Genomic DNA, 13,255 nt, shown 5'->3' on the forward strand with positions numbered 1-13,255 from the left:
TCGTCATCTACTGGGCCTGGAACAACACCCTCTCCGTCGCCCAGCAGACGCTCATCATGAAAAGAGCCGGCGTCAAAATAGAGCTCTTCGACAATATCGCCGGAATGTTCAGAAAAAAGGCCACGAGCTGATGAGTGAAGCCTCCGGCGAGGCGGCGGCGGACGAGCCCGATTTTAACGAAATCGGGCGCAAGCTCTTCGCGCAGGAATGCGATTTTCTCTGGGCCGCGAGTTCGGCGAGCCAGCTGCCGCCGCCGGGCGCCCCGGAAATCGCTTTCGCCGGACGCTCCAACGTCGGCAAATCCTCGCTGCTCAACGCGCTGACCAATCGCAAGACTCTCGCGCGCACCTCGCACACGCCAGGCCGCACGCGCGAGCTTAATTTCTTTGGGCTCGGCGGCGACGTCGACACAGCAAGGCTCCGCCTCGTCGATATGCCAGGCTATGGCTATGCGGCGGCCTCGAAGCAGAAGATCGCCTCATGGACCGATCTGATGCGGGATTTTCTGCGCGGGCGGGCCTCGCTCCTGCGCGTCTTTGTGCTGGTCGATGGCCGCCACGGCTTAAAGCCCGTCGACGCCGAGATGATGGACCTTTTGGACCGCTCCGCCATGTCCTATCAGATCGTGCTGACGAAGCGCGACGAGGTTAAGGCGGCCGAGCTAGACAAACGCGTCGAGGAGACGCTGAAAGCCATCGAAAAACGTCCCGCCGCTTTTCCGCAGGTGATCTTCACATCCTCGCAAAGTTTTGCCGGCATTCCGGACCTGCGCGCCGGGATCGCGCGGCTCATGGCCGAGCGCGGCTTTTGAAGACGGCGCGGCTCCGCGTTGAGCTTGTCACAGCAAGCGGCTAGAAAATTCGAGCAAAGCGATCGGAACGTCGAAATGAACGATACGACCAAGGTGAGCGAGCAGGAGAAAGCTCAGGAACAGGCCGCGATCCTGATGCAGGCCCTACCGCATATGCTGCATTATGACGACGCGATCGTCGTGGTGAAATACGGCGGCCACGCGATGGGCGACGACAAGGTCGGTCGCGATTTCGCGCGCGACATGGTCCTGCTCGAGCAATCCGGCGTCAATCCCGTCGTCGTCCACGGCGGCGGCCCCCAGATCGGGGCGATGCTGAAAAAGCTCGGCATCAAGTCCGAATTCTCGGACGGATTGCGCATCACGGACAAGCCGACGGTCGAAATCGTCGAGATGGTGCTCGCCGGCTCCATCAACAAGCAGATCGTCGGCTTCATCAATGCCGAGGGCGGCCGCGCCATCGGCCTTTGCGGCAAGGACGGCAATATGGTCATCGCTAAAAAGGCGCCGCAGACGAGCGAAGCCATCGATCTCGGCTTCGTCGGCGAGCCGTCGAAAGTCGACGCCACAGTGCTCGATCAGGTGCTGGGCCGGGAACTGATCCCCGTTCTCGCGCCGATCGCACAGGGCGAGGACGGCGAAACCTACAATGTCAACGCCGACACTTTCGCCGGCGCGATCGCCGGCGCCTTGAAGGCCAAAAGGCTTTTGTTTCTGACCGACGTGCCCGGCGTCCTCGACAAGGACAAGAATTTGATCAAGGAATTGCGCGTCGACGAGATTCACGCTCTGATCGCCGACGGCACCATCACGGGCGGCATGATCCCCAAGGTCGAGACCTGCATCTACGCCCTTGAACAGGGCGTCGAAGGCGTCGTCATCCTCGATGGCAAGACGCCGCATGCGGTGCTGGTCGAGCTTTTGACCGATCATGGCGCGGGAACGCTGATCACGCAGTGAAAAAGGCGAAACAATCTTCAGTGGAAATCGAGGCCGACGCGGCGGCGCGGGCGCCAGAACCCGCGCCCCTCGGTCAGTTCGCGCAAAAGGACATCTGGGTTTTCGATCTCGACAACACGCTCTATCCGGCCGACAGCGACCTATGGCCGAAGATCGACGCGCGCATAACGCTGTTCCTCGCCCATCTTTTCGGCCTCGACGGCATGTCGTCCCGCGCGCTGCAAAAATATTACTACGAGCGTTACGGCACGACCCTGCGCGGCCTGATGCAGGAGCATGCGATCAGCGCCGAAGCCTATCTCGATTTCACGCATGATATCGACAGATCCGGCCTTGTTCCCAACCATTCGCTGGCCAGCGCCATCACCGCTTTGCCCGGGCGCAAGCTGATCTTGACCAATGGTTCACGCGATCACGCCATCCGCACGGCCAAGGCGCTGGGCCTCGACGCGATGTTCGAGGACATTTTTGATATCGTCGCGGCCGATTTCATGCCGAAACCGGAAGCCGCGACCTATGAGCGCTTTTTCGAAAAGCATGACGTCGATCCAACACGATCGGTGATGTTCGAGGATCTCGCGCGCAATCTCATCGTGCCCCATGCAAGAGGAATGACCACGGCCCTTGTCGTGCCCAAGCCCGGCCAGATGGATCATCGCGAGGCTTTTGAGATCACCAGCGAGGTCGCGCCGCCGCACATTGATTTCGTCATCAGCGACCTTGAGGCTTTCCTCGTCGAGATTGTCGCCGCCTTGCAAGGCGGCGAAGAAGGCGCGGCCGAAAACAAGGCGTGACCATTGAGCGACCATTGATTGCGCCGCGCGAACCCTGTAACGGCTTTCTCACCCTTCCCATCGAAAGACATTGAAAGATGACGCACACAGCCCTGGAGACGATCATCGAAGCGGCCTTCGAGGATCGCGCCAATGTCAATGCCGGGACGCAAGGCGATATCCGCAAGGCTGTTGACGCCGCGCTCCACCTTCTCGACTCGGGAAAGCTCCGCGTCGCGGAGAAAATCCCCGGCGCGGTCGGGCCCGAATCCTGGCGGGTGCATCAGTGGCTGAAAAAGGCGGTGCTCCTGTCGTTCCGCCTCAATGATATGGCGGAAATTTCGGGCGGCCCCGGCGGCGCCAGCTGGTGGGATAAGGTTCCCTCCAAATTCGCCGGCTGGGGGCCGAAAGAGCACGCCGCGGCGGGCTTCCGCTCGGTGCCGAACTGCGTCGTGCGCCGCTCGGCCTATATCGCGCCGGGCGTCGTGCTGATGCCATCCTTTGTCAATCTCGGCGCCTATGTCGACAGCAATTCGATGGTCGACACCTGGGTGACGGTCGGCTCCTGCGCGCAGATCGGCAAAAACGTGCATTTGTCGGGCGGCGTCGGCATCGGCGGCGTGCTGGAGCCTTTGCAGGCCAATCCGACGATCATCGAGGATGATTGCTTCATCGGCGCGCGCTCCGAGATTGTGGAGGGCGTCATCGTCGGCGAAGGCGCCGTCGTCTCGATGGGAACCTTCATTTCCGCCTCGACCAAGATCATTGATCGCGCGACCGGCAAGATCCACATCGGCTATGTGCCGCCCTATTCCGTGGTTGTCTCCGGCAATCTGCCGGGCAAGCCGCTGCCCGACGGCTCGCCCGGGCCGTCGCTCTATTGCGCGGTTATCGTCAAGACCGTCGATGCGCAGACGCGGGCCAAGACCGCGATCAATGATCTGCTGAGAGACTGATGGCCGCGGCGTGGTCGGCCTTCATCCGGCGCTTCGGCTTTCGCACGGATCAGGGACTTCTGGACGCAAGGACCTGGCGTGAGGGCGCCGGGCTCCTGGCCGTCATCTTTGCTTTTTTGACGACGATCTGGCTTTTTCTGGAGCCCAACGCCCATCGCCATCTGTCGCCATCGTCCGGCCTCTTCGACTGGAAGACGTTTCTGACCTTCGTCTATCTGCTGTTTTACGCCTTCGCGGTTTTATTCATCGGCATCTCCTTTTATAATTTGTCGGCAAAGCGTTTGCGCGCAAGGCAATTGCCGACGGGGCTCGCCGGCGTCGTACCGCTTGCGGCTCTGTTTTCCGGCTCGGCGCACTGGCTCCAGCCGCGCGTCGCCGAGGTTCTGTCCGGCTGGTACGTCGTCGGGATCGATTCGCTGCTCGTCGGCGCGATCGTCTGGACGGCGCTCGAACTCGGCTTTCGCGAGCCGCTCGACGTGGAAGCGAAGTAGCCGCTGAGGGGCGGAAGCGCAAAATGCCGAACCGACGCCCCTGTTTGAACTTCCGGCGAAAAATGCGCTAAGAGAGGCTATTCGCCCATCGAGCCGACTTGGATCATGACCCATCCCGCCCGTCTTGAGACCCTGGCCGACCTCCGAGTCGAGATCGATTGCATCGATTCCGAGCTTCATCAGCTGTTGATCAAGCGCGGCGAGATCATTCACCGCCTGATCGAGGCCAAGACGCGGCAGGGCGGCGGCTCAGCGTTCCGGCCGGGGCGCGAGGCGGATATGATGCGCGGGCTCGTCGCTCGCCACCAGGGGCTTTTGCCGCTCGACACGGTCGAAAGCATCTGGCGCATCATCATCTCGACCTTCACCTATGTGCAGTCGAATTATAGCGTCCACGCCGACATTTCCGGCGGCGACGCCAAAATGCGCGATTGCTGCCGTTTTCATTTCGGATTCACCGTGCCTTACGCGCCTCATCCCGACGTTAACAGCGTCATCGCGGCGGTGGCGAACTCGAGGGGCGATCTGGGCCTCGTCCGCGTCGAGGGCGATGCCGCATCGGGGCCTTGGTGGCGAAGCCTAAGAGAGCCGCGCGCGCCGAAAATCATCGCGCGCCTGCCCTTCGTCGAAAGGCCTGACCACCCGGCGGGAATGCCGCTCTTCGTCATCGCGCAGCCGCTGGCGGAAGCCGCCGTGCGCGACGTGGTTCTCTATGACGTCGAATGCGACGGCTGGCGGGACGCCCCGCCTTCGCATCTTGGCCTGCCCGACGCCGAAATCGTCAGCGCCGCGCCCGACGGCGCCAGATCATCGCTTCTCGTCGCCGCCGATGGCGCTGTCAGCGCGCAGCAATTGCGCGAAACTTTGACGAAAGCCGGCGCGATCCAGCTTTCCATCGCCGAAGTCGGCGGCCATGCAGCGCGTTTCGAGGCCTCGGAGGCCCAACGCCAGCAAACGCCTTTCGTGGCGGCGCGATGAATTTACGTCGGAGTTCATTTTCATGACCAAGATACAGGCGATGCCCGCGGTCGGGAAGGCCAGCCTTGACGCGGCCGTGCGTCCGCGTCCGCTCGCGGGCGTTTTCAGCATCGACCCCTATGTGCCCGGCAAAAGCTCAGCGCCCGGCGTCGCCAAGGTTTACAAGCTGTCGTCGAATGAGACGCCGCTCGGCCCCTCGCCTCTGGCGATCGAGGCGTTCCGCTCCGCCGCGGATCATCTCGACGCCTATCCGGATGGAACGGCGGGCGTCTTGCGCGCCGCCATCGGCAAGAGATTCGGCCTTGATCCGGCGCGGATCGTGTGCGGGAACGGCTCCGACGAATTGCTGCATCTTCTCGCCTCCGCCTATATCGGCCCGGGCGATGAAGGCATTTTCACCGAGCATGGCTTTCTTGTTTACAAGATCGCCATACTGGCGGCGGGCGGAGTGCCTGTCGTCGCCAAAGAGACGCGCCTCACCGCAAACGTCGACGCCATTCTCGGCAAGGTCACTTCGCGCACAAAAGTGGTTTTCTTCGCCAATCCGAACAATCCGACCGGCACTTATCTGCCGGTCGCGGAGGTTGAACGGCTGGCGGACAGCCTGCCCCGCGACGTGCTGCTCGTCATCGACGCGGCCTATGCGGAATATGCGACGCAGACGGACTATGCGACGGGCCAGGATCTGGTGTCGTCGCGGGAAAATGTCGTCGTGACGCGCACATTCTCAAAGATCCATGGCCTTGCTTCCGTCCGCCTTGGCTGGTGCTATGCGCCCGCTGATGTCTGCGACGCGCTGAACCGCATCCGGCCGCCTTTCAACACGAGTGGCGCAGCCATTCAGACGGGAGCAGCCTCCCTGCAGGACGAAGCCCATATCGAAAGGGCGATCGCTCATAATGATAGATGGCGGGAATGGCTGGCGCGAGAGATCGGCGCGCTCGGCATCGAGACAACTCCCAGCGCCGGCAATTTCCTGCTGCTGCATTTCGCCGACCCGGCGCGCGCCGCCGACGCCGACCGGTTCCTGACCAGCCGGGGCCTCATTCTGCGCGCCGTCGGAGCCTATGGGCTGCCGCACTGCCTGCGCCTCACCGTTGGAGCCGAGGAGGCGAACCGGCTCGTCGTCGAGGGTTTGCGCGACTTCGTCAGTCAGGGAAACGCCATTGGTTGACGGTCTCGGGTCCGCGCTTGGCGAGCCTTTATTCGAACGCGCGGCGATCATCGGCGTCGGGCTCATAGGCTCGTCGCTTGCGCGCGTCATCCGCCGCAAGGGGTTGGCGCGGGAGATCGTCGCTTTTGACGCTTCGAGCAAGGTCCGCGCGCGCCTGCGCGACATTGCGATCGCCGATCACGTGGCGGAAACCGCGGCCGCGGCCGTCGAGGGCGCAGATCTCGTGGTTCTCTGCGCGCCAGTCGGCGCGATGGGCGAAATCGCCGAAGAGATCGGACCGCGTCTGATGGCCGGGGCGACTGTCTCGGACGTTGGATCGGTCAAGGCGTCGATTGTCGCGGCGGTTGCGCCCCATTTGCCGGCGTCCGTCACCTTCATCCCCGCCCACCCCGTAGCCGGCACGGAGGAATCTGGCCCCGACTCCGGCTTCGCGACGCTTTTCCTCAACCGCTGGACGATTTTGACGCCGCCTGAAGGCGCCGATCCCAAGGCGGTCGCGCGGCTCGCCGCCTTCTGGAAAGGCGCGGGCGCCAATGTCGAAACGATGGCGGCCGCCCATCACGATCTCGTGCTCGCGATCACGAGCCATGTGCCTCATCTCATCGCCTATAATATCGTCGGCACCGCCGCGGATCTCGAAGAAGTGACTCAATCGGAGGTCATCAAATTTTCGGCCGGCGGCTTTCGCGACTTTACGCGCATCGCGGCGTCCGATCCGATCATGTGGCGGGACATTTTTCTGAACAACCGGGAAGCCGTGCTCGAAATGCTCGGGCGTTTCAACGAGGACCTGACCGCCCTGCAGCGTATGATCCGGCGCGGCGATGGCGAGGGTCTTCAGAGCCTTTTCACGCACACGCGCGCAATCCGGCGCAGCATCATCGATCAAGGCCAGGAAACCGCAGCGCCCGATTTCGGCCGCCGCACGAAAGACGACGGCTGATGACGGCGCGCCTCTTCCAGAAAGGAGCAGACATTTTGAAAAAGATTGTGCTTAAAGACAAAAAGATCGCGCCCGCGATCGATTGAAGACCACCACAAGCAATCGTGCACATTTCTGGATCGGATGAAGATGCGCCGCAGCCTGATAGCCTTTGCCTTTCTCCCGCTCGTCTGGTCGTCCGCAGGACAGGCGCAGCCCCCCTCAACGCAGGTCGCGCAGAACGAGGCTGCGCCGAAACCCGCGCCCCACAAGAAGATATTCGGCTCCTGGACGCTGATTTGCGCGACGACGCCAGGGGAATCAGAGGAAAGCTGCGAAGCCGACGTCTCGCTGCAGCCAGAGGCGCAATTGCCGCCGGTTGCGAAGGTCGCCTTCGTCCGCGCTGCGAAAGACAAGCCTTTGCGCCTCGTCGCGATCGTGCAAGCCAATCTGACGCTGGCCCCCGGCGTTGAGATCGCGAGCGACGCGGCCAAACCCGGCGTTGTTCTGCCCTTCAAATCCTGTCTCAATAGCGCCTGCCTCGCCGACGCCGAACTGTCGCAAGACCAGATGCAGGCTTTTCGTTCGCAGACGCAAACCGGCCGGTTGACGATCAAGAACGCCGCGGGCGAGCAGTTGTCCTTGTCCGTGCCGTCGAAGGGCCTCGATGAGGCGCTCGCCGCCCTGCTGACGCAATAGAGCATGATGCCGAAAAGGTGCAGACTTTTCGGGCCGACATCATGCGTTAAAACAGAGAATAATGAGCATGATGGTTCCCTGCGGAATCATCATGCTCCAAAGTGAGCCGAAGCCCGGCGCGCCTCATCGACGCCGGGCTTTCGCGCTCAATGCTGCAGAAAGAAGCGCAGCATTTCGCGCGACGCGTCAGGACCATTCGGATCGGTGAACGAGCCCTCGGCGCGTCCGCCCGACCAGGCGTGCCCCATACCCTCTACCGCCCAGTATTCGACCTGTGGAACGCCGCTCATATCCGTGATGACGGTCCGCTCATAAGCGATGCCGCCGCCCGATCGGCCGCGCTGCTTGGTCTCGACGGCGCTGTCGAGACCAGCGCTGGCGAAGGCGACGATCAGATCCGCGTTCGACGGATGGACCGTGCGATCGGCGGCTCCCTGAAAAACGATGGTTCGCACGTTGGTCTCGGGCAGCGCCGTGGCCTCCATCGAGGCGCCGTGGCGCATCGAGGTAAAAGCGGATGCAACATCCGTCGCGGCGCCGCAGGGCAGTCCCGAATGAATGCCCGCCGCCCTGAAAAGGTCTGGATGGGTCGCGCCTAAAATCGCCGCCATCGCGCCCCCGGCGGAAAGGCCCGCGACAAAGACCTGATCGGCGTCGACGTTGAACTCCGTCATGATCTCGCGCGTCAGGCCGGCGATGATGCTCGGTTCTCCTGATTCTCGCACCTGATCCTTGCGGTTGAACCAGTTCCAGCAGCCCATCTGATTCGAGCTTGACGACTGCTTTGGATAGGCGACGAAGAAGCCGCACTGCTCCGCCAGCGCATTCATGTCTGTGCCGAGAGCGAAGTCATCGGGATCCTGCTTGCAGCCATGCAGCATGACGATGAGCGGAAGGCCCTGCCCGCGATGCGTCGCGCTTGCGGCCATGCTCGGCACGAACAGCTTATAATCTCGCGAACCCGCGGCGCAGGAATAGGTGCGCGTGAGGAATTGCGCGCCGTCGAAGGTCGCAGAACCCGGTTCGGCGCGCGCGTGCGAAGCCGACCCCAAGCCGAGGTCCGGCAGGCCGCCGGAAAGGAATCCGTTCTGCAATTGATGCATGATCTCGCCTATCGGCGAGCTTTTGCGCGCCGTCTCCGTCAAAGCTTCGGCCGGCGCGGGCTCTTTTTGAAGCGGCGTCAGAGCGCTCCAGATATTGCCGGCGGCTAGCCTCGATGGTCCCTTGTCCTCTCGCGCCTGCGCGCCTGAATCCGCATTTTGTCCCCACGCCTCGCCCGAGAGGGCGTTTTGAATGACCTTTGTCGCCTCGGTCAAATTCTGGCGTGACGTCAGAGCCGCGGCCTTGCGCATGGCGCCGTCGAGAATGGACTTCATTGTTTTTGATCCTTTCAGATGCGCGGCCAAGATTGGAAGTCTGCTTCGCCAAAAAAAACGACGAAAAGGTAATCAGCGGATGCGATCGGCAAGCGCTGTCTTGACCGCTTTGCTCGCCTGCAAAGCCCCGAGAACGGTAATCGCCTCAATGGTTGCGCAGGCAAGTTCGGGAGAAACGTCATCGGCGACGATAGCGAGGCCGACGACCTTGATGCTGAGCATTTCGCCCGCAGCCTTAACCCCTTCAAGATCCTCTCTGCTGTAATGCCGCAGCCCGATCTCGAGGGTCTGCCGCACAATGGTTTGTTTGACGGCCTCCGCATGGTGCGTCAGCTGATTGCGGATCGCCGTCCTGATCAAGTCGGTGCGATTGGAGTAAAAGCCTTCGCGCACAAGCAGATCGATATGGCCAAGGTCCACATAGCCAAGGTTGATCGTGATCTTTTCGCTCTCGCACACTTTGTCGCGTAAGCGATGAATTTCGGCGCCCATACCCTGTTCTCCATCCACCTGGATGGTATATGGATGTTTTTGTCCTATCTCGCAAGCACGAAAGGAGGTCGGCCCGATCAAAAGAGCGGGATCAGAGGCGAGAGCCTTGATTCGACGTTCTTTTATTTTTGACAAATACGTCAAATTTATTGGCGGATCACATTCGGGCGCTGCCGGTAACGCCTGCGCTCGCGAATCGATCATGAGGCAAGGTGACGCGGCCCCGGCGCGATTGGACTAAATGAAAGGCTAAGCAACAAGCCTTTCAAAACCGTATCGGCTGGACAGATTCAGATGCGGGGCGCATTTGATTGGCGCTGGGCGCCCTGCGAGGCAAGCGCGCCGGCAGCATCCTCCGGGAAGGAGATTCATGATGGCAAAGGGTCAAGTGCGCAGCAACCGCGAAGCCAAGAAGCCGAAGAAGGAAAAGCCGAAGGAAACCGCCGTTCCGAACCTTTTGAAGACGGGGACGTCCGGAAAGAAAAAGTAACCCGGCTCGAAGGCTGCGCATTCCGCCTGCGGGGACTGCGCCGCCTCGCAATCATTCGGTCGTGAAAGGCTCGCAGAGCTGTTCGAGGAACGAACAAAGGCCCGCGGCGCCCTCAAGTCACGCTTCGACGCCATTCAAAATCGGCGATCCAAAAAAATGAGCATGATCGATTTCAATCGACCATGCTCTTGTTGCCCTTGGCAAAGGTGAGGTCGCCTATTTCGGCGCTGGCTTCGTCCATTTGAGGACGGGATTGCGCGCGGCTCTCGTCTCATCGAGCCGGCGGCGTGGCGCATGGATCGGAGCGCCGATGAAACGCTCCGTCTCACCCCGCAGGGCCGCCTGTGCGAGGTCGCGCAAGGTCGCGATGAACAGATCGAGGGAAGCCTTAGATTCCGACTCAGTCGGCTCGATCAGCATGGCGCCATGCGCGACGAGCGGAAAATAGATCGTCATCGGATGATAGCCCTCGTCGATCATCGCTTTGGCAAAGTCGAGCGTCGTGAGCCCTGTCGGCTTCAGCCATGCGTCATCGAACAGGACCTCATGCATGCAGGGGGCGTCGCCGAAGGGCTGCGACATCAGATCGTTGAGGCTGGCGCGAATGTAATTTGCGCTGAGGACGGCGTCTTCCGAAGCCTGCCGCAGGCCGTCCGCCCCATGCGAGGCCATATAACTCAGCGCCCGCACGAACATGCCCATCTGGCCATGAAACGCCGTCATGCGGCCGAAGGATTGCGAGTCATCGCGCGTATGTTCGACGAGACGAAGCCCGCCCTCCTCCTGGCGCAAAAAAGGCGCGGGCGCGAAAGGGGCCAGCCGCCTGGAGAGCACGACCGGTCCGGCGCCGGGGCCGCCGCCGCCATGCGGGGTCGAAAAGGTCTTGTGCAGGTTGATATGCATAGCGTCGACGCCAAGATCGCCCGGCCGCGCCTTGCCGACGATCGCGTTGAAATTGGCGCCATCGCAGTAGAAATAAGCGCCCACCGCATGCATGGCGTCGGCAATTTCCACAATGTCGCTCTCGAACAATCCACAGGTGTTTGGATTGGTCAGCATGATGGCGGCGACCTCTGGACCAAGCAAGGCGCGGAACGCCTGGAGATCGACCCTGCCGTCGGGGCCAGCCGGGACCGGGCGCACATCGAATCCGATCAGGGTCGCGCTGGCCGGATTGGTGCCATGCGCCGATTCCGGCACAAGCACGATTTTTCGCGTCGAGGCTTCGCCCTTGGCCGCGATGGCGGATTTGATCGCCATCATGCCGCAGGCCTCGCCATGCGCGCCGGCCTTTGGCGACATGGCGATCGCCGGCATGCCCGTCAGCGTCATCAGCCAGCGGGCGACTTCGCCGATCAGCTCCAGCGCCCCCGGAACGGTCGATTGCGGCTGTAGCGGATGGATATCAGCGAAGCCCGGCAGCCGCGCCATCGCCTCGTTGAGGCGCGGATTGTGTTTCATGGTGCAGGAGCCGAGCGGATAGAGCCCGGCGTCGATCGAATAGTTCTTCTGCGAAAGGCGCACATAATGGCGCACCGCCTCCGGCTCGCTGAGCCCCGGCAGACCGATCGGCGAATGGCGCTCCAGGACGCCGAGCCGCGATTCGAAAGGCTCCGGCTCGTCGAGATCAACGCCCGTAGTCTCGGGCCGGCCGATCTCGAAAATCAGCGGCTCCTCGAGCTCAAGGCCGCGATTGGAGGTGAATGTCCTCGCGCCGTGAAATGAGTCACGCGCCTCAAGCGGATGTTCCGGGCGGTTCAGCATGACAGCGCTCCTTTCAGAGCTTTGACAAAAGCCCGGCGGTCTTCGTCAGTATTGACTTCGCTCGAGGCGACGAGAATGAGATCGTCGAGGCTTTCGCCCGGCCATAAGCGCGAGGCCGGAACGCCGGCGAGGACGCCTTTTTCCGCGAGACGCTCGATCAGCGCATCAGCCCGGACCGGCACGCGAACGGTGAATTCATTGAAGAAGGACTGATTGAGAACTTCGACGCCTGGGACGCGCCGAAGGCGGTCCGCGAGATCGACGGCGTTGGCGTGATTTATTTTCGCGAGGCGTCTCAGGCCTGCTTCACCGAGCAAGCTCATATGAATGGTGAAAGCCAGCGCGCACAGGCCCGAATTGGTGCAGATGCTGGAGGTCGCCTTGTCGCGCTTGATGTGCTGCTCCCGCGTCGAGAGCGTCAGGACGAAGCCGCGCCGCCCCTCCGCGTCGAGGGTCTCGCCGCAGAGCCGCCCCGGCATCTGCCGGAGATATTTCGAGCGTGTGGCGAAGAGGCCGACGTAAGGACCGCCGAAATTGAGGCTGTTGCCGATCGACTGCCCCTCGCCGACGACGATGTCGGCGCCCATCTCGCCGGGCGCCTTGACAAGGCCGAGAGAAACCGCCTCGGTGAAGGCCACGATCAGCAGGGCGCCTTGCGCCTTGCAGATGGCGGCGAGGCCGGACAGATCGCGCAGATTGCCGAAAACGTCGGGGTTTTGCACGACGACGCAGGACGTGCCGGCGTCGATCTCGGCCCCGAGATTTTCGGCGCCCGGCACGTCAGGCGGCAGGCTCGAAACCTCGTCGCCGGTCATCCGGGAAATGGTGCGCACCACCTCGGCGTAATGGGGATGCAGGCCGCCGGACAGGATGGCCTTGCGCCGCTTCGTGATGCGATGAGCCATCAGCACGGCTTCAATCGTCGCGGTCGAACCGTCATACATCGACGCGTTGGCGACATCCATGGCGGTCAGGGCCGCGACCTGGGTCTGAAATTCGAAGATCGCCTGCAGCGTGCCTTGCGCGATCTCCGGCTGGTAAGGCGTATAGCTCGTCAAAAACTCCGAGCGCTGGATCAGGTGATCGACGCTTGCCGGAATGTGATGCTTATAGGCGCCGGCGCCGACGAAGAACGGCCCCGACCCCGCCGCGCGGTTTTTCGAGGCCATGTCGGAGAGCAGGCGCTGCACGTCCATTTCGGCGCGGCGCAAGGGCAGATCGAGATTGCGGGAGAGCCGCTTGTTCGCGGGAATTGACTCAAACAGGGCGTCGATCTTGTCGACGCCGACGCGCGCCAGCATAGCGGAGCGGTCTTCAGGAGTTAGGGGCAGATAGCGCATGGAGTTCCAATCGGGTTACGATCTTTGGT

The 13,255-nt window shown here is 62.2% G+C and carries 13 protein-coding genes; 9 read left to right on the top strand and 4 right to left on the bottom strand.

The genetic code is table 11. The features are described 5' to 3' along the window. Positions 1-130: 130 nt before the first annotated feature. The 9 genes from yihA (at position 131) to MPC4_RS04870 (ending at position 7,764) form a co-directional block, all read left to right on the top strand. Positions 131-811, top strand: coding sequence for a ribosome biogenesis GTP-binding protein YihA/YsxC (gene yihA, locus MPC4_RS04830; protein ID WP_174511531.1), 681 nt, complete (start codon positions 131-133; stop codon positions 809-811). A gap of 75 nt (positions 812-886) precedes the next feature. Next, positions 887-1,771, top strand: coding sequence for an acetylglutamate kinase (gene argB / locus MPC4_RS04835; RefSeq protein ID WP_174511532.1), 885 nt, complete (start codon positions 887-889; stop codon positions 1,769-1,771). 20 nt (positions 1,772-1,791) lie between these two features. Then, on the top strand, positions 1,792-2,565 hold the full coding sequence (locus MPC4_RS04840) for a pyrimidine 5'-nucleotidase (protein WP_425312423.1): 774 nt from the start codon (positions 1,792-1,794) through the stop codon (positions 2,563-2,565). Between the two features lie 77 nt (positions 2,566-2,642). After that, on the top strand, positions 2,643-3,500 hold the full coding sequence (dapD, locus tag MPC4_RS04845; RefSeq protein ID WP_174511533.1) for a 2,3,4,5-tetrahydropyridine-2,6-dicarboxylate N-succinyltransferase: 858 nt from the start codon (positions 2,643-2,645) through the stop codon (positions 3,498-3,500). After that, the gene (locus MPC4_RS04850; protein ID WP_174511534.1) at positions 3,500-3,991 is read left to right on the top strand and encodes a hypothetical protein; all 492 of its coding nucleotides are present in this window, start codon (positions 3,500-3,502) and stop codon (positions 3,989-3,991) included. The genes dapD and MPC4_RS04850 overlap by 1 nt, the downstream gene beginning before the upstream one ends. Before the next feature lie 105 nt (positions 3,992-4,096). After that, complete coding sequence (locus MPC4_RS04855) at positions 4,097-4,969, top strand: chorismate mutase (protein ID WP_174511535.1); 873 nt, start codon at positions 4,097-4,099, stop codon at positions 4,967-4,969. 22 nt (positions 4,970-4,991) lie between these two features. Then, positions 4,992-6,143, top strand: a complete 1,152-nt coding sequence (locus MPC4_RS04860; RefSeq protein ID WP_244628849.1) for a pyridoxal phosphate-dependent aminotransferase — start codon at positions 4,992-4,994, stop codon at positions 6,141-6,143. After that, on the top strand, positions 6,136-7,086 hold the full coding sequence (locus MPC4_RS04865; protein ID WP_244628850.1) for a prephenate/arogenate dehydrogenase family protein: 951 nt from the start codon (positions 6,136-6,138) through the stop codon (positions 7,084-7,086). The genes MPC4_RS04860 and MPC4_RS04865 overlap by 8 nt, the downstream gene beginning before the upstream one ends. Before the next feature lie 129 nt (positions 7,087-7,215). Then, positions 7,216-7,764: an invasion associated locus B family protein gene (locus tag MPC4_RS04870; protein WP_174511537.1), complete on the top strand. Its 549-nt coding sequence runs from the start codon at positions 7,216-7,218 to the stop codon at positions 7,762-7,764. Positions 7,765-7,910: 146 nt separating this feature from the next. Here MPC4_RS04870 and MPC4_RS04875 read toward each other — a convergent pair whose 3' ends face one another. The 4 genes from MPC4_RS04875 to gcvPA all read right to left on the bottom strand — a co-directional run bounded on the left by MPC4_RS04875 (position 7,911) and on the right by gcvPA (position 13,226). Then, entirely contained in the window at positions 7,911-9,140 is a 1,230-nt protein-coding gene (locus MPC4_RS04875; RefSeq protein WP_174511538.1) for an extracellular catalytic domain type 1 short-chain-length polyhydroxyalkanoate depolymerase, read from the bottom strand. Positions 9,141-9,212: 72 nt separating this feature from the next. Continuing rightward, positions 9,213-9,632 (bottom strand): CopG family transcriptional regulator, encoded by a 420-nt coding sequence (locus MPC4_RS04880; RefSeq protein WP_134486656.1) that lies wholly within the window; start codon positions 9,630-9,632, stop codon positions 9,213-9,215. Between the two features lie 706 nt (positions 9,633-10,338). After that, on the bottom strand, positions 10,339-11,886 hold the full coding sequence (gcvPB, locus tag MPC4_RS04885) for an aminomethyl-transferring glycine dehydrogenase subunit GcvPB (RefSeq protein WP_174511539.1): 1,548 nt from the start codon (positions 11,884-11,886) through the stop codon (positions 10,339-10,341). Next, the gene (gene gcvPA / locus MPC4_RS04890; protein WP_174511540.1) at positions 11,880-13,226 is read right to left on the bottom strand and encodes an aminomethyl-transferring glycine dehydrogenase subunit GcvPA; all 1,347 of its coding nucleotides are present in this window, start codon (positions 13,224-13,226) and stop codon (positions 11,880-11,882) included. Before gcvPA ends, gcvPB begins: the two co-directional genes overlap by 7 nt. Positions 13,227-13,255: the final 29 nt, after the last annotated feature.

Source organism: Methylocella tundrae (assembly GCF_901905185.1).
Lineage (GTDB): Bacteria > Pseudomonadota > Alphaproteobacteria > Rhizobiales > Beijerinckiaceae > Methylocapsa > Methylocapsa tundrae.

Coding starts and splice junctions, on each gene's coding strand:
- MPC4_RS04875 (WP_174511538.1), bottom strand. CDS start 9,140: ATGAAGTCCATTCTCGACGGCGCCATGCGCAAGGCCGCGGCTCTGACG.
- yihA (WP_174511531.1), top strand. CDS start 131: ATGAGTGAAGCCTCCGGCGAGGCGGCGGCGGACGAGCCCGATTTTAAC.
- gcvPB (WP_174511539.1), bottom strand. CDS start 11,886: ATGCTGAACCGCCCGGAACATCCGCTTGAGGCGCGTGACTCATTTCAC.
- argB (WP_174511532.1), top strand. CDS start 887: ATGAACGATACGACCAAGGTGAGCGAGCAGGAGAAAGCTCAGGAACAG.
- MPC4_RS04850 (WP_174511534.1), top strand. CDS start 3,500: ATGGCCGCGGCGTGGTCGGCCTTCATCCGGCGCTTCGGCTTTCGCACG.
- dapD (WP_174511533.1), top strand. CDS start 2,643: ATGACGCACACAGCCCTGGAGACGATCATCGAAGCGGCCTTCGAGGAT.
- MPC4_RS04880 (WP_134486656.1), bottom strand. CDS start 9,632: ATGGGCGCCGAAATTCATCGCTTACGCGACAAAGTGTGCGAGAGCGAA.
- MPC4_RS04870 (WP_174511537.1), top strand. CDS start 7,216: ATGCGCCGCAGCCTGATAGCCTTTGCCTTTCTCCCGCTCGTCTGGTCG.
- MPC4_RS04855 (WP_174511535.1), top strand. CDS start 4,097: ATGACCCATCCCGCCCGTCTTGAGACCCTGGCCGACCTCCGAGTCGAG.
- MPC4_RS04860 (WP_244628849.1), top strand. CDS start 4,992: ATGACCAAGATACAGGCGATGCCCGCGGTCGGGAAGGCCAGCCTTGAC.
- gcvPA (WP_174511540.1), bottom strand. CDS start 13,226: ATGCGCTATCTGCCCCTAACTCCTGAAGACCGCTCCGCTATGCTGGCG.